The organism is Stenotrophomonas maltophilia (assembly GCF_002799155.1).
Classification (GTDB): Bacteria; Pseudomonadota; Gammaproteobacteria; order Xanthomonadales; family Xanthomonadaceae; genus Stenotrophomonas; species Stenotrophomonas maltophilia_R.
In genome coordinates this window covers 3,951,729-3,978,278 of sequence record NZ_NERD01000002.1, presented here as the reverse complement: position 1 = coordinate 3,978,278, position 26,550 = coordinate 3,951,729, and the positions used below count along the sequence as shown (strand labels likewise).

General features: G+C 67.9%; 28 protein-coding genes. 10 read left to right on the top strand and 18 right to left on the bottom strand.

Annotated elements, in window-relative coordinates; genetic code table 11:
• Positions 1-448 precede the first annotated feature (448 nt).
• From B9Y82_RS19035 to B9Y82_RS18995, 9 genes are all read right to left on the bottom strand, one after another.
• Entirely contained in the window at positions 449-985 is a 537-nt protein-coding gene (locus B9Y82_RS19035) for a cytochrome b (RefSeq protein ID WP_100474906.1), read from the bottom strand.
• Positions 982-2,085: a catalase family peroxidase gene (locus tag B9Y82_RS19030; protein WP_100474905.1), complete on the bottom strand. Its 1,104-nt coding sequence runs from the start codon at positions 2,083-2,085 to the stop codon at positions 982-984. Before B9Y82_RS19030 ends, B9Y82_RS19035 begins: the two co-directional genes overlap by 4 nt.
• Positions 2,086-2,221: 136 nt before the next feature.
• Positions 2,222-3,589 (bottom strand): leucyl aminopeptidase family protein, encoded by a 1,368-nt coding sequence (locus B9Y82_RS19025; RefSeq protein WP_100474904.1) that lies wholly within the window; start codon positions 3,587-3,589, stop codon positions 2,222-2,224.
• A gap of 3 nt (positions 3,590-3,592) precedes the next feature.
• On the bottom strand, positions 3,593-4,312 hold the full coding sequence (locus B9Y82_RS19020; protein WP_100474903.1) for an HAD family hydrolase: 720 nt from the start codon (positions 4,310-4,312) through the stop codon (positions 3,593-3,595).
• A 31-nt stretch (positions 4,313-4,343) separates the two neighbouring features.
• Positions 4,344-5,453 (bottom strand): AI-2E family transporter, encoded by a 1,110-nt coding sequence (locus B9Y82_RS19015; protein WP_100474902.1) that lies wholly within the window; start codon positions 5,451-5,453, stop codon positions 4,344-4,346.
• Between the two features lie 67 nt (positions 5,454-5,520).
• On the bottom strand, positions 5,521-5,976 hold the full coding sequence (locus B9Y82_RS19010) for a protein sip-5 (RefSeq protein ID WP_100474901.1): 456 nt from the start codon (positions 5,974-5,976) through the stop codon (positions 5,521-5,523).
• A complete protein-coding gene (locus B9Y82_RS19005; protein ID WP_004153834.1) occupies positions 5,973-6,443 on the bottom strand; it encodes a phage holin family protein in 471 nt (156 codons plus the stop codon). The genes B9Y82_RS19010 and B9Y82_RS19005 overlap by 4 nt, the downstream gene beginning before the upstream one ends.
• 8 nt (positions 6,444-6,451) lie before the next feature.
• On the bottom strand, positions 6,452-6,817 hold the full coding sequence (locus tag B9Y82_RS19000) for a hypothetical protein (protein WP_004153835.1): 366 nt from the start codon (positions 6,815-6,817) through the stop codon (positions 6,452-6,454).
• 101 nt (positions 6,818-6,918) lie between these two features.
• Positions 6,919-8,352, bottom strand: coding sequence for a Do family serine endopeptidase (locus tag B9Y82_RS18995; RefSeq protein WP_100474900.1), 1,434 nt, complete (start codon positions 8,350-8,352; stop codon positions 6,919-6,921).
• A gap of 490 nt (positions 8,353-8,842) precedes the next feature.
• Between B9Y82_RS18995 and B9Y82_RS18990 the strand changes: the two genes are divergently transcribed.
• On the top strand, positions 8,843-9,736 hold the full coding sequence (locus tag B9Y82_RS18990) for a histone (protein ID WP_100474899.1): 894 nt from the start codon (positions 8,843-8,845) through the stop codon (positions 9,734-9,736).
• A gap of 107 nt (positions 9,737-9,843) precedes the next feature.
• Complete coding sequence (locus B9Y82_RS18985; RefSeq protein WP_100474898.1) at positions 9,844-10,530, top strand: hypothetical protein; 687 nt, start codon at positions 9,844-9,846, stop codon at positions 10,528-10,530.
• A gap of 15 nt (positions 10,531-10,545) precedes the next feature.
• Here B9Y82_RS18985 and B9Y82_RS18980 read toward each other — a convergent pair whose 3' ends face one another.
• Both B9Y82_RS18980 and B9Y82_RS18975 read right to left on the bottom strand, forming a co-directional pair.
• The gene (locus tag B9Y82_RS18980; RefSeq protein ID WP_100474897.1) at positions 10,546-10,905 is read right to left on the bottom strand and encodes a DUF1428 domain-containing protein; all 360 of its coding nucleotides are present in this window, start codon (positions 10,903-10,905) and stop codon (positions 10,546-10,548) included.
• A 91-nt stretch (positions 10,906-10,996) separates the two neighbouring features.
• A complete protein-coding gene (locus tag B9Y82_RS18975) occupies positions 10,997-13,399 on the bottom strand; it encodes a S9 family peptidase (protein ID WP_100474896.1) in 2,403 nt (800 codons plus the stop codon).
• 210 nt (positions 13,400-13,609) lie between these two features.
• On the opposite strand from B9Y82_RS18975, the gene B9Y82_RS18970 reads away from it, so the two are divergent.
• Together B9Y82_RS18970 and B9Y82_RS18965 are read left to right on the top strand one after the other, a co-directional pair.
• On the top strand, positions 13,610-14,182 hold the full coding sequence (locus tag B9Y82_RS18970; protein WP_100474895.1) for an Ax21 family protein: 573 nt from the start codon (positions 13,610-13,612) through the stop codon (positions 14,180-14,182).
• 199 nt (positions 14,183-14,381) lie between these two features.
• Complete coding sequence (locus B9Y82_RS18965; protein ID WP_202908136.1) at positions 14,382-15,065, top strand: response regulator transcription factor; 684 nt, start codon at positions 14,382-14,384, stop codon at positions 15,063-15,065.
• Positions 15,066-15,071: 6 nt separating this feature from the next.
• Here the strand turns inward: B9Y82_RS18965 and B9Y82_RS18960 are convergent, their stop codons facing one another.
• A complete protein-coding gene (locus B9Y82_RS18960) occupies positions 15,072-15,461 on the bottom strand; it encodes a DUF6165 family protein (protein ID WP_100474893.1) in 390 nt (129 codons plus the stop codon).
• A 179-nt stretch (positions 15,462-15,640) separates the two neighbouring features.
• Here B9Y82_RS18960 and B9Y82_RS18955 point away from each other — a divergent pair, with 179 nt between their 5' ends.
• Positions 15,641-16,339: a TorF family putative porin gene (locus tag B9Y82_RS18955; RefSeq protein ID WP_100475283.1), complete on the top strand. Its 699-nt coding sequence runs from the start codon at positions 15,641-15,643 to the stop codon at positions 16,337-16,339.
• Here the strand turns inward: B9Y82_RS18955 and B9Y82_RS18950 are convergent.
• Positions 16,336-17,484: an MFS transporter gene (locus tag B9Y82_RS18950; RefSeq protein ID WP_345780436.1), complete on the bottom strand. Its 1,149-nt coding sequence runs from the start codon at positions 17,482-17,484 to the stop codon at positions 16,336-16,338. The two genes, B9Y82_RS18955 and B9Y82_RS18950, sit on opposite strands and share 4 nt — an antisense overlap.
• A gap of 143 nt (positions 17,485-17,627) precedes the next feature.
• Here B9Y82_RS18950 and B9Y82_RS18945 point away from each other — a divergent pair, with 143 nt between their 5' ends.
• Positions 17,628-18,515, top strand: coding sequence for a LysR family transcriptional regulator (locus tag B9Y82_RS18945; protein WP_100474891.1), 888 nt, complete (start codon positions 17,628-17,630; stop codon positions 18,513-18,515).
• Here the strand turns inward: B9Y82_RS18945 and B9Y82_RS18940 are convergent.
• Complete coding sequence (locus B9Y82_RS18940; RefSeq protein ID WP_100475282.1) at positions 18,484-18,951, bottom strand: DUF1456 family protein; 468 nt, start codon at positions 18,949-18,951, stop codon at positions 18,484-18,486. The genes B9Y82_RS18945 and B9Y82_RS18940 overlap by 32 nt on opposite strands.
• 85 nt (positions 18,952-19,036) lie before the next feature.
• On the opposite strand from B9Y82_RS18940, the gene B9Y82_RS18935 reads away from it, so the two are divergent.
• Both B9Y82_RS18935 and B9Y82_RS18930 read left to right on the top strand, forming a co-directional pair.
• The gene (locus B9Y82_RS18935; protein WP_100474890.1) at positions 19,037-19,519 is read left to right on the top strand and encodes a hypothetical protein; all 483 of its coding nucleotides are present in this window, start codon (positions 19,037-19,039) and stop codon (positions 19,517-19,519) included.
• 93 nt (positions 19,520-19,612) lie between these two features.
• The gene (locus B9Y82_RS18930) at positions 19,613-20,365 is read left to right on the top strand and encodes an SDR family NAD(P)-dependent oxidoreductase (RefSeq protein ID WP_100474889.1); all 753 of its coding nucleotides are present in this window, start codon (positions 19,613-19,615) and stop codon (positions 20,363-20,365) included.
• A gap of 96 nt (positions 20,366-20,461) precedes the next feature.
• On the opposite strand, the gene B9Y82_RS18925 is transcribed toward B9Y82_RS18930, so the two are convergent.
• The 4 genes from B9Y82_RS18925 to B9Y82_RS18910 all read right to left on the bottom strand — a co-directional run bounded on the left by B9Y82_RS18925 (position 20,462) and on the right by B9Y82_RS18910 (position 24,586).
• On the bottom strand, positions 20,462-21,361 hold the full coding sequence (locus B9Y82_RS18925; RefSeq protein ID WP_100474888.1) for an SPOR domain-containing protein: 900 nt from the start codon (positions 21,359-21,361) through the stop codon (positions 20,462-20,464).
• A 21-nt stretch (positions 21,362-21,382) separates the two neighbouring features.
• A complete protein-coding gene (argS, locus tag B9Y82_RS18920) occupies positions 21,383-23,071 on the bottom strand; it encodes an arginine--tRNA ligase (RefSeq protein WP_100474887.1) in 1,689 nt (562 codons plus the stop codon).
• A 113-nt stretch (positions 23,072-23,184) separates the two neighbouring features.
• Complete coding sequence (gene radC / locus B9Y82_RS18915; protein WP_100474886.1) at positions 23,185-23,889, bottom strand: RadC family protein; 705 nt, start codon at positions 23,887-23,889, stop codon at positions 23,185-23,187.
• 70 nt (positions 23,890-23,959) lie between these two features.
• Positions 23,960-24,586 carry a response regulator transcription factor gene (locus B9Y82_RS18910; RefSeq protein ID WP_100474885.1) on the bottom strand — a complete coding sequence of 209 codons (627 nt, stop codon included), beginning with the start codon at positions 24,584-24,586 and terminating at the stop codon, positions 23,960-23,962.
• Positions 24,587-24,785: 199 nt separating this feature from the next.
• Here B9Y82_RS18910 and coaBC point away from each other — a divergent pair, with 199 nt between their 5' ends.
• A complete protein-coding gene (gene coaBC, locus B9Y82_RS18905) occupies positions 24,786-26,075 on the top strand; it encodes a bifunctional phosphopantothenoylcysteine decarboxylase/phosphopantothenate--cysteine ligase CoaBC (protein WP_100474884.1) in 1,290 nt (429 codons plus the stop codon).
• Positions 26,072-26,545 carry a dUTP diphosphatase gene (gene dut, locus B9Y82_RS18900; protein WP_100474883.1) on the top strand — a complete coding sequence of 158 codons (474 nt, stop codon included), beginning with the start codon at positions 26,072-26,074 and terminating at the stop codon, positions 26,543-26,545. The genes coaBC and dut overlap by 4 nt, the downstream gene beginning before the upstream one ends.
• The last annotated feature ends 5 nt before the right edge of the window (positions 26,546-26,550 follow it).

Here is a 26,550-nt window from a genome sequence, read left to right as displayed (position 1 = left end):
CGGTGCTACGCACCGGTGCCCTGCGCTTCTCGGGGAATCAGGGGACGGCGCCGAACTCGCTGCGCTCAGACACCGGCGCCTCTTCGCCCCTGATTCCCCTGCGATGCTCGGCTCGCTCAAGGCGGACCCAACGTCAAAGGCAAAAGCTGCACCCAGTAGATCCACGCCATGCGTGGATGCTCTTGCTGTTGATCTTGACCTTCCAGTCCGCCTTGAGCGAGCCGAGCACCGCAGGTCCGGCGAGGGCGAAGAGGCGCGGGTGTTTGAGCGCAGCGAGTTCCCGCGCCGTCCCTCGACGGGCCGAGGAGCACAGGGCACCGGCGTGCGCAGCACGTCGGCTCGCGGCCGGCGGAGCGTTTCTTTGGTTACTTTCTTTGCGCGCAAAGAAAGTGACACCCCCCCCCCGCGGTCGCGGAAACGATCCACCGGGAACTCACGGCGAACCCGCTCAATCCTTCCCGCGCGCCATCGCCTGGAACACCCCATCACGCCGGATCCACAGGTGGAACAGCGCCGCACCCACATGCATCAGCACCGTGGCGAACAACACATACGCCAGCAGGCTGTGCGCATTACGCAACGCGGCATACAGCGCCGGGGTATGCGGCACGATCGGCGGCAGGTGCAGGCCGCCCCACAGCACGATCGGGTAGCCGCCGGCCGACAGCATCGCCCAGCCGATCAACGGCATCGCCAGCATCAGCGCGTACAGCATCCAGTGCGAGGCCTTGGCCGCCATCACCTGCCACACCGGAAGATCCGCCGGCAGTGGCGGCGGGCGATGGCGCAGCCGGTTGTACAGGCGCAGCAGCACCAGTACGCCGATGGCGATGCCCAGCGGACGGTGCAGGTCGATCAGCATCGGTCGCAGGTGCAGCGAGGCAACCATGGTCACGCCGACGAACAGCATGGCGATGATCATCAGTGCCATGGACCAGTGCAGCACCCGCGCCAGCAGGTTGAAGTGGCCGTTGCCGGTGCTCATCGCGCGGCCTCCTTCGGTTGCTCGACGTTGCCGGTGGCGCGTTCGCGTTCGCGGCGGTTGAAGGACTGCGAGTACACGGCGGAGCGGGCCGCCAGGATCGGATCGTCACTGCCACGCACGCCACTGGGCAGGATCAGCGGATCGAAATTGATCTGGCCGCACGCGCCCTGTTCCTGCGACTGCATGCGGTCCAGGCTGAGCACGCCGGCCACCACCTGATCACGCGACTCGGGCCACGGTACCGACGGATCATCGATGGCATCGCCGGGCTCGGCCGTGGTCACGACCAGGTTCCAGCGCACCGGGCCGCTGGCCAGGCGCCGCTGCAGTTCCTGGCTGAGGAAATCGACGCTGGCCTTCTTGCGCGTTTCCGCATCCATCTCCACCACCGGCGACTGCGGCTGCCAGTGCCAGCGTACTGCGCGCTTCTGGCCCTGCGCGTTGGTGAACCAGAAGCTGTTGACGCTGTTGAAGGTGGTGTCGGCCCAGCTGCTGGTCCACGGCGCGGTCTTGGCCCACTGCTGGAAGGCCTGCGCACTGGGGTATTTCGCCAGCACCGCAGCCATCTTCTGCGGGTCGGGCTTGCCGGTGGCCGGGTCCGGGATGGAGGCGCGGGTCTGTTCGTAGAACGCCTCGGCGTTGGGCACGGCGAAGAACGGGAAACTGTTCATCGCCATGCGCCATTCCTGGCCATCATCGCTGACCATCTGCACCGCCAGGCTGCGCACGCGCGCGGTGTTGTCGGCGCCATACGGGTCGCCGCCGCCGATCGACAGGCGGCCCATCACCGGCACGCGGCGTTGCGAGAACACCCGTGCACTGGACAGGGTGGGGGCCTGCGCACTGGGTTCGAACCAGCCGTTCACGCAGATGCCCTTGCTGTGCGCGCGGCGGAAGCCGGGATGGGCCGGTCCGGTGGCCTCGATGGTGTCGGTGAAGCGCTGCGCGGTGAGGCGGTCGCCAATCCAGCCGGCCAGCCAGGCAAAGGCCAGCGCGACGCCGCCCAGGATGAGCGCGATCAGTGCGATCCAGAGCAGCGGCGAATGCCCGCGCGGTGCGCCCGCCGTCTGGCCGGCACGGGTGTAGCGGAAGAGCGACATGGTCGGGTTCCTGCCTTCACGGAGCGTGTGGGTGGTCGACCCACACATCCTCGCAGAACCCGGCCGGGGCCGGAATTCAATTTTTCGTCAGATTTGCCGGGGACGGCGTGCCGACCAACGGTCGGCACCCACCCGATCAGCTGTAGCGCTGCCTCAGCATCGCCCACGCCGAACGCAGCGCCAGCGCTTCGCCACCGGCCGGACGGCCCGGGCGTTCGCCGTCGTTCCAGGCGTACACGTCCAGGTGCGCCCAGCGCTGGCCGTCTTCCAGGAAGCGCTCCAGGTACAGCGCGGCCGTCACCGAGCCGGCCATGCGCGAACCGGCGTTGGCCAGGTCGGCGATGCCGCTGCTCAGGTAACGCAGGTAGGGGCGCCACAGCGGCATGCGCCAGACCGGGTCGCGCGTCGCGTCGCCAGCCTGCAGCCACTGCTGGGCCACGCTGTCGTCATTGCTGAAGAGCGCCGGCAGATCCGGGCCCAGAGCGATGCGTGCGGCACCGGTAAGGGTGGCGAAGTCCAGCACCAGGTCCGGCTTCTGCTCACCGGCGAAGGTCAGCGCATCACACAGGATCACGCGGCCTTCGGCATCGGTGTTGTCGATCTCCACGCTCAGGCCCTTGCGGGTGGCGATCACTTCGCCCGGGCGGAAGGCATCCGGGCCGATCGCGTTCTCCACCGCCGGCACCAGCAGGGTCAGGCGCACCGGCAGCCCGCGCGCCATCACCAGGCCGGCCAGGGCCAGTGCATGCGCGGCGCCGCCCATGTCCTTCTTCATGTTGCGCATGCCGTCGGCCGGCTTGATGTCCAGGCCGCCGGTATCGAAGCACACGCCCTTGCCGACCAGCACCAGCGCCGGATCGGTGTCCTTGCCCCAGCGCAGCACGATCAGGCGCGGCGCGCGGTGCGATGCGCGGCCCACGGCGTGGATGGCCGGGAAGTTCTGTTTCAGCAGTTCATCGCCGGTGATCGCTTCGACCTGCGCGCCATGCGCATCGGCCAAGGCGCGCGCGGCGTCTTCCAGCTGCTGCGGGCCCATGTCTTCGGTCGGGGTGTTGACCCAGTCGCGCACGCGCAGGCTGGCGGCGATCAGGTCGGCCACCTCGCCGGACGGTGCCGCCACCAGCTGGGCCGGCGCGCGGTTGCGCTTGCGGTAGCGGTCGAAGCGGTAGCTGCCCAGGCCCCAGCCCAGCTGCAGCAGCGCCAGTTCGGCGGCCGGCAGATCGCTGGCCAGCTGCCACACGCTGCCTTCCGGCAGGGCGTGCGGGGCATGCGCATAGCTGTAGGCATCAGCCCGATCACCCACACCCATCACCGCGCCGGCCAGGCCATCGGTGCCAGGCAGCAGGGCCACGCTGTGCGCGCCGGCATTGAAGCCCTGCGACGCCAGCCAGGCCTGGGTGGCGGCCGGCTGGCCGTCCTTCCAGGCGGCGAACTGCTCGCGGTCCAGCACGTACAGCGGCAGCGCTGCGGCGGTGTCGGTGGTGAAACCAGTGATCTCGCTCATGCGTCAGGTACTCCGGGGTGCGGCGGCGTCGAGGTTGGCGTCCAACCAGTCGGCCAGGCCGGTGAGGGTGTTGAACTGCAGGTCCGGCTGCAGGTGCGGATGGGTCCAGGTGGCTGCTTCGCGATTGATCCAGCACCCGCGCAGGCCGGCAGCGATCGCCCCGGCCACGTCCATCTCGGCATGGTCGCCGACATGCAGTACCTGTGCCGGCACCACACCCAGGCGGGTGCAGGCGGCGTGGAAGATGCTCGCCTCGGGCTTGGCGGCGCCGTGCTCGCGCGCGCCCAGCTGGAAGGCGAAATGATGGGCCAGGCCGATCCGCTCCAGATCGGCATTGCCGTTGCTCAGCGCTGCCACCGGCACCCGCGCGGCAATCCGCGCCAGCGCGTCGATCGCATCGGGGTAGCACTCGACCTGGTTGCGTGCGGCGAAGAACACGTCATACGCCGGTTCCAGCAGCTCCAGGCTGGCGCCGCTGGCCTGCAGGGCTTCGTGCAGGGTCAGCCGGCGCAGCGCGCTCAGGTCGTGGTGGAGGTGCGGATGGGCGTGGTACAGGCGCTCGCGCAGTTCGCGCATTGCCGCCACCGGATACATCGCAGCGGTGGCGGGGCTGTGTTCACGCATCCACTCGTGCAGGACCAGGTCGATGCGGGCGCCGATCGGAGCGAACGGCCACAGCGTGTCGTCAAGGTCGAGAGTGATGGCTTGGACGGGGAAATTCACCCCGCCATTCTACGCCTGCCCGCGCGGGCTTTCATTCCAGCAGCCGCGCCCAGCCCTGCATGCCGTCCAGTCGCGCCAGCACCAGCTTGATGCAGACCAGCAGCGGCACCGCGAGCAGCAGGCCGATCATGCCCCAGGCCCAGCCGAACACCATCAGCGCCAGGATCAGCACCAGCGGCGACAGCTTCATGCGCCGGCCCAGTACGATCGGGGTCACCATCTGCCCTTCCAGGGTGTGCAGGGCCAGGTAGGCGGCGGCCGGCAGCAGGGCCTGCAGCGGATCGCGGAACTCGACGAAGCCCATCAGCAGCATCAGTGCCACGCCGATCAGCGGACCCACGTACGGGGCGAAATTCAGCAGCGCAGCCACCGTGCCCCACAGCAGCGCTTCCTGCAGGCCGATGCCGAGCAGCATCAGCACACCGGCGAACACCAGCCCGACCAGGGTGTTGATCACGCTGATGGTCAGCACATACCGCGAGACCTCACGCTCGATCGAACGCAGGATGTCACTGGTGAAGCGCTGCTGCTGGCGGTTCGGGAACAGGGCGATCGCCGCGCGCTGCAGGCTCTGCCCGTAGATCATGAAGAACAGGGTCAGCAGCACCACCGCCAGCACCGACGCGGCCAGCCGTGGCGCACGGGTCAGCATGCGGTACGGGTCGTCGAGCTGGGCGCGGATCACCTGCACCTTGCGGTTACTGTCGCCGCCGGCAACGCGGGCGAAGTTCTCCGCGGCCTGGTTGGCCTGCTGCACCGGCTTGGTCAGGTCCTGTACCTGGCGGGCGATCTTGCGCAGCTGCTGCGGTGCTTCCTGCGCCCACTCCATCGCCGGTCCGATCAGCTGCACTGCCAGCGAGCCGGTCACGCCCAGGCCGGCACCGAGGATTAGCAGTGCGCCCAGCGCACGCGGAATCCACAGCTTCTGCAGCAGGCGCAGGATCGGATTGCCGACCAGCGCGAAGAACATTGCCAGCAGCACCGGCAGGATGATGTCCTGCGCCGCCCATAGCGTGTAGCCCACCGCCAGGGTCGCCAGCACCACCAGCGACATCGGTCCGCGCGGACGCGACGGTGGCGGCAACGGTGCGTCGGGCTGTTCGGGGCTGGCCGGTGACGGGGACAGGTGGGACTCGCTCATCGACGCACCAACCGGGAAGGGGAGCGCATTATCCGCCGGCCGTGATCGGCGCGGCGGATTCCGTGGATCAACGTTCGGACAGCTCGGTGGCCGCTTCGGCCGGGCGCGGTTCGCGCAGTTCCGGTTCGGGTTCCGGGCGCGGTGCCGGTGCAGGCGGTGCTTCAGCAGCGGAGGCCGCCGCTGACGCCTGTTCGCTGGCCTCGCCGGCTTCTTCGGCCGCGTCGTCGGCGGTGGCGGCCGCCTGCGCCGCCATGGCCGTGGCGAACGCGGCCTGCGCGCTGGCGAACAGGTTCGAGACTGAACCCACCATCTGCAGCCAGCGCGCACCGTTGACCTTGCCCGGCACTTCCAGCTTGCCGGCAATGAAGCCGCCGGCCAGGCCGACCACCACGATGCGCAGCGGTGACCAGCCCTGTCGCCAGACCTGGCTGAGCGTGGACCAGTGGTCCTGGGTCTCGACCAGGCGCACGGTCACCACCTGTTCGCAGCGTTTCACCCGCCGCTGCAGTGCACCGAACTTCATGGCTTGCCCTCTGGCAGCTGCACGTCGGCATCGGGATCGTCTTCGCTGGGCTCGTCGAACAGGCCCAGGCGTGACAGCTGGCGCCGGGTGGCGTGCATGCCGGTGTGGTGGAAGAAGTAGGACACTCGCCAGATCGCATAGCCGGTAACGGCCAGGCTCAGCAGCGAGGTGATCAGCAGCGCCTGCAGCCAGCTCAGGCCCCAGCTCTGCAGCAGGGCGATGAGGGTGGCGGCCATCAGCAGCCAGGCCGAGGCACCGAACACGATCGCCACGCCGGCCCAGGCCAGTGCACGGCCGAACGCACTGCGTGCCAGCGCGAAGTCGGCCGAGGCCAGGCGGCGCAGCGAGCGCAGTGAATGCTTGGCCGAATCGGCGGCGGCACGACCGGCCGCGCCGACCTGGCGGATGCTCTCATCCAGCGGCGGGGTGGCCGCCGGATCAGGGGCTTGCGCGTTGTCTTCGCTCACGCCGCGGCTTACTTGTCGCTGCTGCCGCGGGCCAGCTTGGCGATGATCCAGCCGGCAGCGAAGGCGACGCCGAACGAGGCCAGCGGACGCTCGCGGATCAACTCGGCTGCGCTGTCGATCAGGTCCTTGCCCTTGTCCATCAGGGCATCGACCTGCTCCTTGGCGGCGGCACCACCGAACTCGGCGGCGGCCAGGCCGGACAGCGCGCTGTCGGACAGTTCAGCCTTGACGTTGGCCTTGCCGATGCGCAGTTCGTCGGTCGCTGCGCCGGTTGCGCCCTTGATCGCACCGCCGGCGGCCGTGGCGGCCTGCTTCAGGTGGGAACCGGCTTCACCCAGGTGTTCCTTCAGGTTCTCGGTATTGGTGGGGCTCATCGAATCACTCCTGTTGCGATGGGGGAACGGGTGTCGGCGGTGCCGACCTGGACTGACAGCAATAGCATTGCCGCGGTATAGGGGGTGTTACGGCAGGGCGATCAGCGCATCACGAGCTGGCCCTGCTGCTGGCCGTTGTTGCGCAGCACGCGCACCACCAGGGTCGGCGGGCGTTGCTGGAAATTGGCTCGCCAGCTGGCCAGGTCGGCGAATTCACCCACGGTGGCGTCGGTGATGATGTCGCCCTGCTGCAGGCCGTTGGTCGCCGCGCGGCTGCCGCGCTTGACCTCGCTGACCAGCACGCCGCCGACGCCCGACTGCCGCAGCGACTCGGGCAGGTCGACGAAGGTGGCACCGGTCAGCCGGGGGTCCAGGCTCTCACCGGAGACCGCACGCGCCTGTTCCTTCAGCGTTGCCTTGATCTGCAGTGGCTTGCCTTCCCGGCGGACGTCCAGCGCCAGCGGGCTGCCGACCGCCGCCAGGCCTTCCACGTTGTGCAGGGCTTCGGCGCTGTCCACGCGCTGGCCGTTGGCCGAGACCACCACGTCGCCCGGCTTCAGTCCGGCCGCGGCGGCGGCCGATCCGGCCAGCACGCGTGTGATCAGCGCACCCCGCGTTTCGCCCAGGCCCAGCCCCTGCGCGATCTGCGCGGTCAGGTTCTGGCTCTCCACGCCCAGCGTGCCGCGCACCACCACACCGTGCTTGACCAGCTGGTCGACCACGCTGCGCGCCAGGTTGGACGGAATCGCCAGGCCCAGGCCGATGTTGCCGGCCATGCTGCCCTGCGGGTTGAAGCTGGCGGTATTGATGCCGACCAGCTGGCCCTGCAGGTCGACCAGTGCGCCACCGGAGTTGCCCGGGTTGATCGACGCATCGGTCTGGATGAAGTTCTGGTAGCCCAGGCCACGGATGCCGCTGCGGCCCACCGCCGAGACGATGCCCGAGGTGACCGTCTGGCTGAAGCCGAACGGGTTGCCGATGGCCACCACGAAGTCGCCTACCCGCAGGCGGTCGCTGTTGCCGAGCTTGATGTCGGTCAGGTTCTGCGCCGGGATGCGGATCAGCGCGATGTCGGTATCGCGGTCCGAGCCGAGGAACTCGGCCTTCACCGTGCGCCCGTCGGCCAGTGTCACCTGCACGTCATCGGCGTTCTCGATGACATGGTGGTTGGTCAGCACCAGGCCTTCCTTGGCGTCGATGATCACGCCGGAGCCGAGCGATTCGTTGATGCGCTCCTGCGGGATGTCCGGGAACAGGCGGCGGAAGAACGGGTCGTTGAAGAAGGGGTTGCGCACGCGCACCACCTGCTTGGTGTTGACGCTGACCACCGCCGGCATCGCTTTTTCCAGCATCGGCGCCAGCGATGGCACCGCCTGCCCGGCCACCGCGGCCGGCAACGCCGCCGTGGTCGGCAGTACCGCTGGCAGTGGCGCGGCGTCGGCACGGTTGTCCAGGTGGGCATTGATGCCGGTGGCAACGAAGCCACCGAAGGCGGCGGCGATTGCGAGCGTGAGCAGGGTGGGAAGCGGTCGCATGGGAGTCGGTTCGCTGGCGTGGGTGGGGGCGGCTCGGCCCTACGGTAAAACAGGCTGAATGAGTGTGTCGCGGTCTGGATAAATGCGCCATGAAAATCGCAGGCTGCAAAAGGCCGGCGTGGAGGGGGTCACCAGGCTGTGGCGACACCCGCACAGGCGACACCTGCGCCACCAAAGACGATCGCTTGGCGCGCGGACACCGACGGATACTTGCGCAGTTCCGCGCAGCCGGGTGCCGCAATGCGCCGCAACATGCACCGGATGCCGTATCCGTGCAACCGCACGCAACGGCAATCCCCGACCGCGTGCTTGGCGTGGCGTAGTCCTTAAAAAAAGGGGTTTCCTGCAAACCCGGCGCTCTTGTAGCGGTGCTGCGCTACACCATGGCCGTCGCATCAGATGCGATTGCGGGCGCGTGCCCCGTTCCACGATCGTCAATGTCGGTATAGCATCGCCCCGTTTTGATACTTAAGGCCCCCAGGAGGGCAACATGAGCAACGGTAATGGTGTGTCGGTCGTGACCGACGCCGTCGAGAACGTCAAAGAAACCGCCACCAACGTCGGCGAGACCATCGCCCACGCCGCCGAAGACGCCGTGAAGTCGGTCAAGAAGACCGTCAAGCGCGCCACCAAGGCTGCCGGTACCCGCGTTGCCAAGGCCAAGAAGGCTGTGGCCAAGGTCGAGAAGACCGTTGCCAAGAAGGCCGAGAAGGCCGCCAAGTCGGTCGGCAAGACCGTTGCCAACGCCAAGAAGAAGCTGGAAGCGGCCAAGAAGAATGCCAAGGCCGAAGCCGCTGCCCTGAAGAAGGAAGTGGCCAAGAAGAAGGCCGCTGCAGGCAAGGCTGTGACCAAGAAGGCCGCTGCTGCCAAGAAGACCACCAAGGCCACCACCAAGGCTGCCGGCAAGAAGGTCGCCACCGTGAAGAAGGCCGCCACCAAGAAGGCTGCCGTCGCGAAGAAGACCGTTGCCAAGAAGGCCGCTGCGGCCAAGAAGGTTGTCGGCAAGAAGGTCGCCACCGCCAAGAAGGCCGTGGCCAAGAAGACCGTCGCCGCCAAGAAGGTCGCTGGCAAGAAGGCCGTGGCTGCGAAGAAGGTTGTCGGCAAGAAGGTTGCCGCCACCAAGAAGGTCGCCACCAGGAAGACCGCGGCCACCAAGAAGGTGGTCGGCAAGAAGGCTGCCGTCGCCAAGAAGGCCGTCGGCAAGAAGACCGCCGCTGCCAAGAAGGTTGTCGGCAAGAAGACCGCCGCTGCCAAGAAGGTTGTCGGCAAGAAGGTTGCCGCCACCCGCAAGACGGTCGCCAAGAAGGCTGCGCCGCTGAAGAAGGTCGCGGCCAAGAAGGCTCCGGCCAAGAAGGCTGTGCGCAAGGCCGCCAAGCGCAAGTAATCGCGCCGTGACCGAAGGCCCTGCCACCCACCGGGTGGTGGGGCCTTTCGCGTTTATGGGGCGCGGTCTGGGGCAAGATGCAGGTTCTTCCTGCAGGAGCCCTGACCATGCGTGGTATCGACTTCAGTTCCTGGCAGGGCGTGCTGTCCACGTTGGCCGGCCTGGTTTTGATCACCCTGCTGGGCGTGGGCATCCGCCTGCTGGTGATGCAGACCCTGCAGCAGCGCCGCGAGCGCGAAAACCGGCAGATCAACGAACGGCTGCGCACGCTGATGGCGGCCTACAAGACGCTGGGGGGTTCGTTCACTGGAGAACTGGGCGTGGATCCCAGCCATCGCCGTGACCTGCGCCAGCGCGAAGATGCCGAAGGCATCGCCGAGCCGCGCTCGGATCGCGCGCGCCGCATCCGCGATGCAGTCGAGGCCGCGCTGTCGGACATCCTGCTGCTGGGCACCGACGAACAGGTTCGGCTGGCCGCGCGTGCGGCCAACGAACTCGCACAGGGGCGGCCGGTGCACATTCACGACCTGGTGGTCTCGCTGCGCGATTTCGTGCGCGCAGCATTGGACCTCGCGCCGATCCCGTCCGACCTGCACATTCCACCGCAGGGGCCGACCCGGCCCAGTGCCAGCGGCGGCGGCAAGGGCCGCAACGATGGCGATGCCAAGGGCGCCCGCAGTGGTGGAGGTGGCGGCGGCGGAACGGGTGCCGGCATGGGTGGCATGGGCCTGGGTGCCGGCGCCGCACTGGGCGCCGGCCATGCCGCTGCCGGCGATGAAACGGACGCGCGCTGAGCACGTCCGCCGGGTTCAGCGCGTCAGTTCGTAGATCGGCACGAAGCCGCCGTAGATCATCCGCGCGCCGTCGAACGGCATCGGATTCTTCGCCGGATCGAACCGCGGGTCTTCCATCATTTTCTTCATCCCGGCGTCGCGGGTCGGCTTGTCCGGCCATTCGATCCAGGAAAACACCACCGTCTCATCCGGCGTGGCTTTCACCGCGCCGAAGAAGTCGGTGGTCTTGCCATGCGGTACGTCGTCACCCCAGCATTCGACCACGCGCAGCGCGCCGTACTCGACGAAAACGGGATCACCCGTGCGTGCGTGGGCGAGGAACTTCTCCTTGTTGGCGGTGGGCACCGCCAGGACGAAACCATCGATGTAGCTCATTGCCTGCCTCCGGATGGACCGTGCCGCATGCACGGCCTTCAAGTACCCGACGAACCAGGGCACCCTGGTTCGACATCCTGTGTACGCCTGTTCAGCCCGGGCCGCCGGGCAGCGGTGCCAGCACCGTATCCGGCGGCTCCCGGCCGGCCAGGTGACGCACGAAGTAGTCCCACATGCGGTGCGTGTAGGTGGCGTCGTTGCGGAACAGCTCGTGGTCCTGCCGGGCCAGGTACAGCAGGTCGTAGCGGCGCTGGGCCGTGTTCAGGGCCGCAGCCAGCTGCAGGGTCAGTGCCGGCGGTGCGTTCTCGTCCAGTTCGCCGTAAACCAGCAGCAGATGTCCGCGCAGGTTGCCGGCCAGCGCTGCATTGTCGAGCCCGGCAAAGGGTGGCGGCACGCCATCGGCCATCGCCGCAGCTGGCAGCACGCCACCGAACAGCCGGTCCATGCCGTGCAGTGTGCCGCCGTACATGCCCTGGAAGTTGTGGCTGCCAGCCGAAGCCACGCCGACCCTGTAGAACGCCGGATAGCGCAGCAGGGCGCGTGCTGTACTGTAGCCGCCGAACGAATGCCCATAGATGCCCACCCGCTGCAGATCGATGCCCCGGTAGCGTTCGCCCAGCTGGCGCAGTGCAGCCACATGGTCATCCAGCTGCACATCGGCGGCGTGCAGGAAGCTGCTGTCATGGAACGTCTTGTCGCGGCCGCCGGTGCCGCGCGCATCGATGCTGACCACCACGAAGCCCAGTTCGGCCAGGCTGGCGCGCGAGACGGGATTCAACGCCGATACGGCTTCGGCATAGGTCACCGGCGCATTGCTGATGAAGGCACCGCCGTACATCGCATCGATCACCGGGAAGCTGCCGTCATCGTGATAGTCGCGGGGCAGGTAGACGGTGGCGAAGATCGGCGTGCGCCCGTCGGCAGCCAGCAGCCGTTCGCGCCGTGGTGGGCGCCAGCCGGCAGCAACGATCGCGCTGTCATCGGCTGTTTCCAGCACCATCACTTCACGGCCGTCATCGCTGGCCCGCAGCACGGTGCGTGGTAGCTGGTCGAGACGGGAAACGGTATCCACCAGATAGCCACCGCCAGGCGACAGTGCCTGGGGAGCGCGCCCGCCGAACAGCGCGCCGGTACCGGCATCGGCCAGGTGGTCATTGCCTTCGGCGGCCAGGCGCTGGACCGGCCCGCCCTGCAGCGAGACCCGGTACAGGCCGCGCACGTAGGGATCGCCCCCCTCGACACCCCCGGCGCTGAAGTACACCCAGCCGCGCGCAGCGTCCACGCCCAACAGGTCACGCGCGGCCCAGCGGCCACGCGTCAGCTGGCGCAGCACCTTGCCGTCGGACAGGCGCACCCGGTACAGATGGCCCCAGCCATCGCGCTGCGAGAACCACACGGCCGTGTCCTGCCCAGGCAGGATCGCCACCGCCGGCCGGTTGTACGAGTACACGTTGAGCTGCAGGCGGGTATCGCTGGCCTCCTCCAGCACGGTGCGCAGTGCACCGCTGCCGGCCTCGATCTCCACCAGGCGCAGGCGCCGTGGCGCTGCGAAGTGCGCGATCACGGCATACAGGCGGCCACCGTCCCAGCCCAGGATGCCGGCTTCGCTCAGGGTATTCCAGCCCTCGGGCAGCGCGATGTCATGTTGCCTGCCGCTGCGGGTATCGACCACATACAGGCTGTCGCGTACCTGTTGTGCATCGCCAAGCACTCCCAGCTTCACTGTATGCACGCGCGGGCGCGCGCTGTTGGCCGGCGTGCTTTCCAGATAGGGGTAGTCCTGCAGCGCACGTTCGTCGTAGCGGATGCCGGCCACGTAGCGGCCGTCCGGTGACCAGCCGACCGCGAACGGCCGCGCCGGCATCCGGCCCTGGCGGCGTGGAATGCCACGCAGGGTGAAGTCCGGCAGTACGCCATAACCCTGGCCGGGTTCACCGCCGGTGGTCAGCGCTCGTGCTGCCATTCCGGGCGACTGCAGCCACAGATTGTGGTCGCGCATCTGCAGCCAGGCATCGCCAGCGGGCGCAGGCAGCGCATCTGCCGGCGGCATTGCATCCTGCGACCGCACGCAGTGCCAGCGTGGCCATTGGCAGTCGATCGGCATCTCACCGCTGAAACGCAGGCGCAGGCCATCACCCATCACCTGCACGCTGGCCAGGCGCAGGCGTGGTCCGCTGGCTCCGAAGGGCGCAACCGCAGTGTCCAGTGCGCCTGGCTCGAACAGGATCTGCCGGGTGGCCTGCGCTGGATCGACCAGGACCGCTTGGCGTCGGCCCTGCGCATCTTCGCGCTCGTACCAGAAGCGGCCATCGGCCAACCAGTTCGGCATGATCGAAGCATTGCGCAGTGCACCGCGCAGATGGCTGTCGTGCACGCGTTCGGCGCGCTGGTAGTCGGAGGGTTGCAGCGGCTGCGCCGATGCGATGGAAATCACGCCGGCGAAGGCCAGGATGGCGGCGCAGAACGGCAACCGCAGCGGGGCAGGCACGTACAAGGCAACCTCCTTTTGCAATCGTCGGCGGGATTCAGATGCACGCGCGCCGCGCGCGTATGCCAGACGAAGCCTGAATCAAGGCAAAAAATTCAGCAATGCGAAGGCTGCTGTTTTCAGGGAGCGTTGTGGCGAATAACGGAGAATTTACATTCCCGATGCGATGGCGCCCTGGCGCTGCTGCACACCATAAGAAAGTAAAGGTGTACCCCCATGAAGAATTCGCTGATTGCTCTGGCCCTGGCCGCTGCCCTGCCGTTCACCGCCTCGGCTGCTGAGAACCTGTCCTACAACTACGCCGAAGCCGACTACGCCAAGACCGACGTCGATGGCATCAAGGCGGATGGCTGGGGCGTGAAGGGTTCCTACGGCTTCCTGCCGAACTTCCACGCCTTCGGCGAATACAGCCGCCAGGAAATCGACCACACCAACCTGAAGGTTGACCAGTGGAAGATCGGTGCCGGCTACAACGTTGAAATCGCTCCGAGCACCGACTTCGTTGCCCGCGTTGCCTACCAGAAGTTCGACCCGAAGCACGGTCTGGACTTCAACGGCTACAGCGCTGAAGCCGGTATCCGCACTGCCTTCGGCGCCCACGCCGAGGTCTACGGCATGGTCGGCTACGAAGACTACGCCAAGAAGCACGGCGTCAATCCGGATGGCGAGTGGTACGGCCGCCTGGGTGGTCAGGTCAAGCTGAACCAGAACTGGGGCCTGAACGGCGAGCTGAAGATGAACCGCCACGGCGACAAGGAATACACCGTCGGCCCGCGCTTCAGCTGGTAATTGCCCACTCGGCGCGATTCCCGCGCTGGAGAAGCTCCAACAGGCCCGGCATTTGCCGGGCCTGTTGCGTTTGCGGCGTGGCAAACCGGAACGCTGTCTGACTGACCGGGTTGGCGGGCCGGCCATTGCAAGGAATTGGATTCCGCCGCTGCGGGCACCGACCTACGGTGGATGCCCCATGTTGCCTGGACAGGCCGCGATGCCACCGACCCTCCCGCCCCTGCTGCCTGATCGGCCACGACGCTTGGCATTGCTGGACCCGCACCCGGTGCTGCGGTTGGGGGTGGAAGTGCTGCTGCGCCAGCACAGTGGCGTGCAGGTCCGGGTGAGCCTGTCCAGCGAGGCCCATCTGCTGCAGCTGCTGGAGCGCAGCCCGGCATGCGTCGACCTGCTGCTGATCGATGCGTTGCCGATGGGCGACCTGGGCGATGGATTGGCCCTGTTGCGCGTGCTGTCGCAGCGCTGGCCGGCGCTGCCGGTGCTGGTGCTCTCGGCGCACTGCAATGCCAGCACGGTGGCCACTGCGATGCGTGCCGGCGCGCGCGGCTTCCTGTCCAAATCGACGCCACCGGACCTGCTGCTGCGTGCCATTGACGTGGTCGCCCGGGGAGGCCGCTTCGTGCCACCGGAACTGCGCGCGGAACTGAATCTGCCACGCACCCGTGCACGCAGGATGCCGGCCCCGGCACTGGCGCCGCTGAGCCAGCGCGAACGTGAAGTGCTCGGGCTGGTGCTGAAAGGGATCAGCACCAGCGAAATGGCCCTGCGATCGGGGCGCTCGGCCAGCACGATCAGCTCGCAGAAGACGTCGGCCTACCGCAAGCTCGGCATCCGCGGTGACGGCGACCTGTTCCGCTTCCGGCACCTGCTGGAGTGCGGATGAGCGGTCTTACTCACCCTGGTACTGCTTCTCTTCCACCAGTGCCGAACCGGCCACGCGGTTGATCTCGTTCTTCACCTGCACGCGCTCGCCGTTGGTGCCGTAGACGCCGCGTGCCAACTGGATGAACGCATCGTCGAACGCCTGGGCCGCTTCCTTGTCGCGCAGCTGGTCCTGGATGTCCCACATGCGCTCGTTGATCGCTTTCAGCTGCTGCTGCAGTGCGGCCAGCGCCGGCTGTGCCTGCAGCTGCTGCTGCAACAGGGGCAGCAGGCCATCCAGCTCGGTGCGCACGTTGGCCAGCTTGGCGGCATCGTCGATGCGCTCTGCCTTGATCTGGAGAATGGTGATCTTGTCGATCAGCTCGCCGATCGATACCGGGGTCAGGATGGCGTCCACGCGGTTGGTTCCTGGAAACAGGGCGTCATGATACCGCGCCGCTGGCGCGTGGCCCCGATCCCAAGGGATTTACGCCGAATTTGCGCCGCAGGCCGGGCCGCACCCTCGATCCGTTACGGCCACGCACTGGACACTGCCGTCCCGGCGGCGTGGCCGCTTTCGACGAGGAACACAGTGCAGTGAACAGCAAGGGGATGATGGCGGCGGTGGTGGCCGCCCTGGCAGGCCTGCTCGGCATCGGCAGCGCGCAGGCACAGGTGAAGGTCAGTGGCAGCGCAGCACTGACCAGTGATTACGTGTGGCGCGGCAGCTCGCAGAGCGATGGCGACCCGGCGGTGCAGGCCGGCGCGAAGGTCTCGATCCCATCGGGCTGGTACGCCAGCGTGTGGGGGTCCAACGTCTCGTTCAAACCGGACAATGGCGCTCGCAGCGAATTCGACCTGGTGGCGGGCTGGTCCGGCGCGCTGGCACCGGACTGGACGCTGGATGCGAACCTGACCCGCTATGTGTACCCGGGCACCGGCCGCGCGCTGGACTGGACCGAACTCAACACCACGCTGACCTGGAAGGAGCGTGCCTGGCTGCAGGTCGCGCATTCCAATGATGCGTTGGCCGGTGGCCATCGCGGAACCTATGCCCAACTGGGCGTGCGTGTGCCGCTGCACGAACGCGTGCGCCTGGAAGCAGCGGTGGGGCAGTACTGGCTGGCCACCACACAGGGCCCGGACTACCTGCATGGCCAGCTCAGTGCCATTGCCACGCTGGCTCCGGCATGGGAGCTGCGCGCCACCGTGCATGACACCGACAGTGCTGCCAAGCGCCTGTTCCCCGGCAACGCCGGCGGGCGATGGGAACTGGCGCTGCAGGGCAGTTTCTAGTTCAACGATGCCGCCTGGCGCGCACGCAGCGCGCCGGGCAACCACAGCAGCAGGGCAAGCACGGCCACCGCGGCACCGGCCACGCAGATGCCGGTCCAGCCGAAGCGCTGGTAGACCTGCGCCGACAGCAGCGAGCCCAGCGAGCCGCCGATGAAATAACCGGTCATGTAACCGGCATTGAGGCGGTTGCGTGCCGCAGGCTGCAGCGCATAGATCAGGTTCTGGTTGCTGACGTGCAGCAGCTGCGCGGCCAGGTCCAGCACCACCACGCCAACCAGCAACGCCAGCAGCGAGTGGGCCGACAACCCCAGTGGCAGCCACGACAGCAGCAACAGCACCAGCGCGATGGCGGTCGCACGACCGGTCTGGCCACGGTCGGACATGCGGCCGGCCAGGCCCGCGGCCAGCGTGCCGGCGGCACCGACCAGCCCGAACAGGCCGATGGTGGCATCGCTGTAGGCGTAAGGCGGCTGCGCCAGCAGGAACGCAAGCGGAGTCCAGAAGATCGCGAACATGGCGAAGCTGCAGGCACCCAGCAGGGTGCGCTGGCGCAACACCGGCTCCTGCACGAACAGCACGCCGATCGAGCGCAGCAATGCGAAATAGCCGAGGCCGGCGCTGTGATGGAATCGCGGCAGCCCGCGCTGCAATGCCAGTGCGGTCAGCACCAGGGTGCCGGCGGCGATCGCATACACCAGGCGCCAGTCGCCCAGGCTGGAAAGCAGGCCGGCCACGGTACGCGCCAGCAGGATGCCCAGCAGCAGGCCACTCATCAACGTGCCGACCACGCGGCCACGATGTTCCGGCGCGGCCAGCGTGGCCGCAAACGGAACCAGTACCTGTGCCACCACCGAGAACAGGCCGGTGATCGCGGTGCCCACCAGCAACCATGTCAAGGACGGCGCACAGGCACTGATCACCAGCCCACCCGCCGACAGCAGGCTCATCACCACGATCAGGCGGCGGCGTTCGAACAGGTCACCCAGCGGCACCAGCAGGATCAGTCCAGCGGCATAGCTCAGCTGCGCAGCGGTGACCACCATGCCGACCTGGCCGAACGGCACGCCGAAGGCATCTGCGATGGTGTGCAGCAGCGGTTGCGCATAGTAGTTGCTGGCCACGGCCACGCCGGTGGCGACCGACATCAGCAGCACCTGCCAGCGGTGCAGAGGGGGGAGGGACGGGCTCACGCGGTGTTCCAGGAAGCGGGGTGCACAGTGTCCGCCTGCTGCGATCATGATGGAAATGAATCATCATCATCCCTGTCATCTGAAAATGAGATGGTTGCGTGAATCTCAAGCAGCTCGAATTCGCCGTGGCGCTGGCCGAAGAGGGCAATTTCACCCGTGCCGCCGAGCGCTGCCACGTGGTGCAGTCCGCGCTCAGTCACCAGATCGCCCATCTTGAACAGGAACTGGGCACAACGCTGTTCGAGCGCCTGCCACGCCAGGTGCGGGCCACCGCCGCCGGCGAGGCGCTGCTGGTGCACGCACGCCAGGTGCTGGCCAGCCTGCGCCATCTGCGCGCCGACGTGGCTGCCGTCAGTGGCGAGGTGCGCGGGTTGCTGGCCATCGGGCAGATCTCTTCGCTGACCGGCATCGACGTCGTGGCGATGCTGGCGGCCTTCCAGCAGGTGCACCCGCAGGTGGAGTTCCAGTTGCGGGTGGACAAGAGCGAGGACCTGATCGCGCAGGTGCAGTCACGTGCGCTGGACGTGGCGCTGGTCGGTCTGGCGCCGTCGGCAGCGCTGGACGGGGTCTGTCACCGCATGCTGCAGGAGGAGGATCTGGTGGCGGTGCTGGCGCCATCGCACCCGCTGGCCGGGTGCAAACGGTTGCCCTTGACCGCGCTGCAGGATGAAGCGCTGGTCGACTTCCCGCGTGGTACCGGTGCGCGCCGGCAGACCGACGATGCCTTCGCCGTCGCGGGGCTGCCACACACGGTGCGTTTCGAGGTCAACCTGATGGAACTGGTCGAGCGCTTCGTCCGCCATGGGCTGGCGGTTGGCATCGTGCCGGCGTTGATCGCCGACGGGTTCCAGGGGGTGGTGCAGATTCCGTTGCAGCCGGCCCCGACCCGACGCGTGCACCTGGTCTGGCAGCGGCTGCCGACACCGGCGGCGCGGGCCTTCGTCGAGGCCGTGCTCAGCCGCGCAGGCGCAGGCTCAGGCCCTTGAGGAAATTGCGCAGCATCTGGTCCAGGCAACGCCGGTAATTGGCATGGCCGGGCTGGCGGAACAGCGCGCCGACTTCCGACTTGGACACGTTGAAGCCGGCGCTGGCGAAGATCTCCATCAGATCGACGTCGCGCAGCTGGAACGCCACGCGCAGCTTCTTCAGCACCAGGTTGTTGTCGATGCGGGTTTCCACCGCACGCTGCGGCTGGCTCTCATCGCGACCGCGCAGGTGCACGATCAGGCCATCGAGGAAGTGCGCCAGCGCGCTGTCGCTCATCGCCTCGAAACCGGCTTCGTCCTCGCGGCGCAGCCAGGCCTTCACCTGCTCGGGATCCACGGCGAAGGCCGGGTCGGCCATCTGGCACAGGGTTACCACGTGGTGGTCGCCCAGGTCCAGGGAATAGCGCACGCTGCGCAGGACATCGTTGTTGATCATGGCCCATTGTACCGGCCTGGCGCTTGTCACCGGACTGTCATCGTATTGCAGCATCGTGAGCGCTCTCCTGCAGAGATCTTTGCCGATGCGCCGGTACCTCCTCGCCACCCTGCTTGCTACCAGCAGCTTCGCCTCCAACGCACTGGACCGCTTCGTGCCGGTCGAACAACGGCTGAGTGCGGCCCAGCTGGCCGAAGTTGGGCTCAGTGCGGCTCAGTTGCAGGCCCTGAACCGCGTGCTGCGCGATGCCGAGGGGCGCCACCCGGTGCCAGTCACTGCGGTTGCGGGCGCGCCGGTACCGGCCAACGTTCCCGCCCCGGCGGCGATGCACCTGGGCCTGGATGAGGGGCCGGTCAGCGCCCGTGTGGTCGGAGACGTCGCGGGCTGGGAACCGGGTACGGTGTTCACCCTGGACAACGGCCAGCAGTGGCAGGTGATGAAGGGCCAGATGACATTGCGCAAGACCCTGCAGGCACCGCAGATCGAAGTGATTCCGGGTATCGCGGGGCGCTGGTTCCTGCAGGTGGATGAAGACCTGCCCAAGGCAAGGGTGTTCCGCCTGCGTTGAACCTCGCCGGCGCAGACCGCGGCCTGATGCGGCAACGCAGCGGGCGGCCGAGGGTGCCAGAATGATGGCCTGGTTCCTCACGGAGTTGTCTGCATGACCCGCACTGCCCTGATTACCGGCGCCACTTCCGGCTTCGGCGCCGCAGCCGTTCACCGCTTCGCCCAGGCCGGCTGGAAGGTGATCGCCACCGGCCGCCGCGGTGAACGCCTGCAGCCCTTGGTCGAGCGCTATGGCAAGGACGTGGTGCATGCCGCCGTCTTCGACATCCGCGATCCGGTCGCGATGGAAGCGGCGCTGCTGGCACTGCCGCCGGCCTTCGGCGAGATCGATCTGCTGGTCAACAACGCTGGCCTGGCGCAGGGCACCGCGCCGGCGCAGAGCGCCACGTTGTCGGACTGGACCACGATGATCGACACCAACATCACCGCGCTGGTGACACTGACCCACCGCCTGCTGCCGCAGCTGGTGGAGCGCAAGGGCGCAATCATCAACATCTCGTCGGTGGCCGGTGTCTACCCGTACCCGGGGGGCAACGCCTACGGCGGCACCAAGGCCTTCGTCAGCCAGTTCTCACTCGGCCTGCGTTCGGACCTGCACGGCACCGGCGTGCGCGTGACCACCATCGAGCCGGGCATGGCCGAGACCGAGTTCACCGTGGTTCGCACCCACGGCGACCAGAACGCGTCGGACAAGCTGTACAGCGGCGCCAACCCGATGACCGCCGAGGACATCGCCGAACAGATCTTCTGGGTGGCCACGCTGCCACCGCACCTGAACATCAATCGCCTGGAGCTGATGCCGGTCAGCCAGTCGTTCGCTGGTTTCCAGGTCGCCCGCGAGAGCTGACCGCCGTTTGTAGCGTCGAACATGGCCCGGCGCTGCAGAAGCAAAAAAAAAGCCGGGCAATGCCCGGCTTTTTCATTTTCATCCACGCCGGCAGACTCACTGCGCCTTGATCGCCATCGCCTGCAGGCCGGTGCCATCCAGCTTCTGCTTGGCTTCAGACAGCTCGCTGGCGCTGCCGTATGGCCCCATGCGTACGCGGTACACGGTCTTGCCGTTGATCTGCGCCGATTCCACGCGAGCCGCCAGGCCCATCATCGCCAGCTTGGCCTTGGTGGCTTCGGCATCGCCGGACGCACCGAAGGCACCTGCCTGCAGGATGTAACGCGCGTTGTCGGCCGCTGCTGGGGCGGCAGTGGTCGCCGGCGTTGAGGGTGCGGTTTCCGCGCGCGGTGCCGGGGTGGCGGCCGCCGTGCTGGTCGACGCGGGGGCGGTGCTGGCCGGCGGGGTTGCCGCGGCCGGGCGTTCGCTCAGCGGTGCCGGCAGCGGACGGTGGGTTGCGGTCACCGGTGCGGTGCTGGCGACGCTGGACGTTGCGGTCGGTGCCGGCGTGGCCGTGCTCGCCGGCGGCACCGGCTTGCCTTCCAGTGCGGCCTGCGCGCGCGACGCTTCGGCCTTGACCCGGCGCTGGTCCTCGGCGCGCGCGCTGGCGGCCAGTTCGGCGTCGGACATTTCCACTTCCTTGCCCGGCAGCAGGGTGTAGAAGTCGTACTGCGTCGCGGCGGGCTTCTCCGGTTCGGCCGGCTTCGGCGTGGCCGGCTGCGCGGCTGGCTGGCTGCCGACATCGCTGTCGGCATCAGCAACCGGGGCCGGCTGCGCGTTCGGGTTCGGCTGCGGGCCGGCGCGCAGGAAGCCATCGCCTTCGCCCTTGAACAGGTTCGGCGCCGCCAGGAACACCACGGCGGCGATCGCCACACCGGCCACCAGCCACACCCATCCGGGTGTGCCCTGGCTGCTGCTGTTGCGTCGTGCCTGGCTTTTGCCGCGTCGTGCTGCCATGTGTACTGCGTCTCCTGATGCTTACATTTTTTCCGGGGCGCTCACGCCCAGGAGTTCGAGGCCGTTGGCCAGCACCTGGCGCGCCGCGCAGGCCAGGGTCAGCTTGGCATTGCGATCGGCGGCGTCGTCCACCAGCACCGGCGTCCCGTGATACCACGTGTGGAAGGCATGCGCCAATTCACGCAGGTACTGCGCCACCAGATGCGGTTCCAGCGCCACGCCGGCCGCTTCCACCACTTCCGGATACCGCGAGATCTCGTTCATCAGCACCAGTGAGGCGTCGTCTGCCAGGCGGCCCAGGTTGGCCAGGCCATTGCCCTGCTCGTACACCAGGCCTTTTTCCTGCGCCTGGCGCAGCAGGCTGCAGACACGGGCGTGCGCGTACTGCACGTAGAACACCGGGTTGTCGTTGCTCTGCTGGCGGGCCAGGTCGATGTCGAAGGTCAGCTGCGAATCGGGCTTGCGCGCGATCAGGAACCAGCGGGTCGCATCGCGGCCGGCTTCCTCGATCAGGTCGCGCAAGGTGAAGTAGCTGCCGGCACGCTTGGACAGCTTCACTTCTTCGCCGCCGCGCATGACGGTGACCATCTGGTGCAGCACGTATTCCGGCCAGCCCTGCGGGATGCCCACTTCCATCGCCTGCAGGCCGGCGCGCACGCGCGCCAGCGAGCCATGGTGGTCGGCGCCCAGTTCGGTGATCGCGCGCTCGTAGCCGCGCTGCCACTTGGACAGGTGGTAGGCCACGTCCGGCACGAAGTAAGTGAACGTGCCGTCGGACTTGCGCATCACGCGGTCCTTGTCGTCACCGAAGTCGGTGCTGCGCAGCCAAAGCGCGCCGCCTTCCTCATAGGTGTGGCCGGACGCCTGCAGCTTGGCCACCGCTTCGGCGACCTTGCCGTCGGCGTACAGCGAGCTTTCCAGGAAGTAGATGTCGAAGTCGACGCCGAACGCGGCCAGGTCCAGGTTCTGCTCGTTGCGCAGGTAGGCCACAGCGAAGCGGCGGATCGCCTGCATGTCGTCCGGGTCCTTGGCACCGACCACGGTGCTGCCCTCCAGGTCGACGCTGGCGCCGGCCATGTAGGCGCGGGCGACGTCGGCGATGTATTCACCGCGGTAGCCGCCTTCCGGCCAGCCGTCCTGGTCCGGTGCGATGCCCTTGATCCGGGCCTGGGTGGACAGCGCCAGGTTCTCGATCTGCACGCCGGCGTCGTTGTAGTAGAACTCGCGCTTGGCGTTCCAGCCGTTCGCATCGAGCACGCGTGCCACGCAGTCGCCGATCGCCGCCGCGCGGCCATGGCCGACATGCAGCGGGCCGGTCGGGTTGGCCGACACGTACTCCACGCCCACCGTGCGGCCATTGCCGGACAGGTTGCGGCCGTAGTCGTGGGCTTCCTTGATGACCGACGCGGCTTCACGCTGGTACGCGGCCGGGGCCAGGTGGAAGTTGATGAAGCCGGGACCGGCGATCTCGACCTTGCTCACGTCCTCGCTGCGCGGCAGCGCCTCGACCAGCGCCTGTGCCAGTGCACGCGGATTGCTGCGCGCGGCCTTGGCCAGCAGCATCGCGGCGTTGGTGGCGAAGTCGCCATGGTCGCGGGTCTTCGGGCGCTCGACCACGAACTCCGGCGGCAGCGAGTCGGCGGTCAGGGTGCCATTGGCGCGCAAGGCTTCGATGCCTTGGCTGATCAGGGCGCGGAGGAGATTTTTCACGAGGCCTGCTGTGAGAATGAGCGGCGGAATCGCCCATTTTAGCGCAGATACCCGCGCCCACGCTGACCAGAACATGCCTGCCGGGGCATCCGCCCGCCCCGGGCCAGGGCCGTTCAGCCGAACAGGCGCGGCTGGGGCTGGGCCAGCAGGCCCCGTTCAGCAAACGAAACGGGACGACCCTCGCCCACCACGAAATGATCCAGCAGGCGCACGTCCACCAGTGCCAGCGCCTGTTGCAGTTCGTCGGTGATGCGGGTATCGGCGCTGGAGGGCTCGGGGTCGCCGGACGGGTGGTTGTGGCTGAGGATCACCGCTGCTGCATTGTGCAGCAGGGCTCGCCGCACCACCTCGCGGGGATAGACCGGGGCGGCGTTGATGGTGCCCTGGAACAGCTCCTCGCAGGCGATCAGGCGGTGGCGGTTGTCCAGGAACAGTGCCATGAAGATTTCACGGGCCTGGCCGCGCAGGCGGTGCTGCAGATAGCGGCCGACTGCGGCCGGGTTGTTGCCGACTGCTTCGCCGTGTTCCAGCTCCGCGGCCAGATAACGGTGGGCCAGTTCCAGTCCGGCAGCCAGCGTACAGCTGCGGGCCGGGCCCAGCCCGGGCAGGCGGGCCAGCTCGCGGGCGGGGCGGTCCAGCAGGACGCGCAGGGGGCCATGCGCCTGCAGCAGGTCGCGCGCGGTCTGCACCGCGTCGCGGCCACCGAAGCCCGAGCCCAGGAACAGCGCCAGGAGCTCTGCGTCGGACAGCGTGGCAGGGCCGCGTGCGATCAGCTTTTCGCGGGGGCGTTCCTGTTCGGGCCAGTCATGGATGGGCATGCCTGCATCATCGGCAGTACGGACGATGCGTCACATCAGGGCATCGCGCACGTCCGGGTCGGACGTTGACTCAGTCGCGCCGCGACTGCAGGTAGGCGAACAGCTCCTGGTTGTTCTGCAGGCCCAGCTTGCGCTTGGCCTCGGCCTTCTGCCGGCTGATCGTCTTCGGGCTGCGGCCGCAATGGACGGCGATGGCGTTCACCTTCAGCCCCGCGGCCAGCAGGTCCAGCACTTCCTGCTCGCGGGCCGACAGCGCCGCCGGTTCGCGCGCGAACATCAGGTCGCGCGCCTGCAGGTGGTGGCGCAGCTGCTGCGAGACGAACACCTGGCTCGCCATGGCTGCGTTCAAGGCCTGCGGCAGCTCGCCGAAATCGGCGCACTTGTCGACCAGGCCGCTGACACCCTCACGCAGCAGGCCGTCGAGCAGGCCGGGGTGGCGGGCGCCGGTGAGTACCACCACCGGCATACCGGGGTGGCGGGTACGCAGTTCAGCGATCAGTTCCGGGCCGTCCGGGCCGTCGCCGGGCATGTGGAGGTCGGTCAGCACCGCGTCGCAGCCGTGGTGCTCGACCAGTTGCAGCAGCTGGGCGCCGTCACGCGCGCTGCCGACGACCTCCATCAGATGGGTCTGCAGCACGATGCGGATGCCGTGCAGGACGACGGGATGGTCGTCGGCGATGATGATGCGCGGGTGCACGCGGAATCCTTGAAAAGCGAAGCGGCACACCTGCGGTGGCCACTGACGATTCTGCAAACGTGACCGGCCTGCAGGTATAGGAAAGTTCCGAAACGCAGTGGTTTGAACCCCGGAAGCGCTGTGGTGCAAGTCCCATCTGCTGATAGCCGCCCGCTATGTGCACTGTGCACCGGGACATTACCGACCATCGGGTAAGCTAATGCCCTCGTTTGCACAGGAATTCCAGGTGGCTGACTCCCCCAACGCTTCCCCCGCGCCGGCTCGCGCGCTGGAAGGCCAGAAACTGCTGTTGTGCGTCGGAGGTGGGATCGCGGCCTACAAGGCCCTGGAACTGGTGCGTCGCCTGCGCGATGCCGGTGCCCAGGTGCAGGTGGCGATGACCGCCGGCGCCCAGCAGTTCGTCACCCCCCTCAGCTTCCAGGCGCTGTCCGGGCAGCCGACCCGCACCACGCTGTGGGACAGCGCTGCCGAACAGGCCATGGGCCACATCGAGCTGGCCCGTTGGGCCGATCGCATCGTGGTCGCGCCGGGAACGGCCGATCTGCTGGCCCGGCTGGCCCAGGGCCATGCCGATGACCTGGTCAGCACGTTGTGCCTGGCCAGCACCGCACCGCTGACGATCTGCCCGGCAATGAACCACCGCATGTGGCTGCATCCGGCGACCCAGGCCAACATTGGCCTGCTGCGCCAGCGAGGCGCGCAGGTGATCGGCCCGGTGGATGGTCCGCTGGCCGAAGGTGAATCCGGTCCCGGCCGGCTGGCCGAACCCGTCGACATCGTGGCCGCGCTGGCGGCCAATGGCGCCGCCGCTGCAACGGTTGCCGCGCCGGAAACCCGTGCCCTGCAGGGGCTGCGCCTGCTGATCAGTGCCGGCCCGACCTACGAGGACATCGATCCGGTGCGCTACGTCGGCAACCGCAGCAGCGGCAAGATGGGTTTCGCCCTGGCGGCTGCCGCAGCGGCGCTGGGGGCGCAGGTGGTACTGGTCAGCGGCCCGGTACAGCTGGCGACGCCCCCCGGTGTACAGCGGGTCGATGTGCGTTCGGCCGCGCAGATGCGCGATGCCGTGCTGAAGTCGTTGCCGGCCGACATCTATATCGGTGCCGCAGCGGTGTCCGACTACACGCCGCGCCAGGTCGCCCCGCAGAAGCTGAAGAAGACCGCCGACAGCCAGTCGCTGGTGATCGAGCTGGTGCGCACGCCGGACATCCTTGCCGAAGTCGCCGCGCAGACGCAGTCTCTGAAGCTGGTGGTCGGCTTTGCCGCCGAAACCCACGATGTGGAGAAGTACGCGCGCGGCAAGCTGGTCGACAAGCGCCTGGACCTGGTGATCGCCAACCAGGTCGGCATCAGTGGCGGCGGTTTCGAGAGCGACAACAATGCCGCCACTGCCTTCTGGCAGGACGGTGAACAGGTATTCCCGGCCACCTCCAAGCGCGAGCTGGCCGAACAACTGCTGGCGCTGATCGCGCGGAGACTCCAGGCATGACCCAGGCATCCCTTTCCCACGCGCTGCAGGTCAAGCTGCTTGATCCGCGCTTCGGCGACAGCTGGCCGCTGCCGGCCTACGCCACCGAGGCCAGCGCCGGCATGGACCTGCGCGCAGCACTGGATACCGCGATGACCCTGCAGCCGGGTGACACCGCGCTGGTGCCCAGCGGCCTGGCCATCCACATTGCCGACCCGAACCTGTGCGCGGTGATCCTGCCGCGTTCGGGGCTGGGCCATCGGCATGGCATCGTGCTGGGCAACGGTACCGGACTGATCGATGCCGACTACCAGGGGCCGCTGCTGATCAGCGTCTGGAACCGTGGCCGCGAGGCCTTCACCATCGAGCCGGGCGATCGCATCGCGCAGCTGGTGGTGGTGCCCATTGCCCGCGTCAGCCTGCAGGTGGTGGATACTTTCACCGACAGCGTGCGGGGCGCGGGTGGATTCGGCCATACCGGGGTGCGTTGACAGGG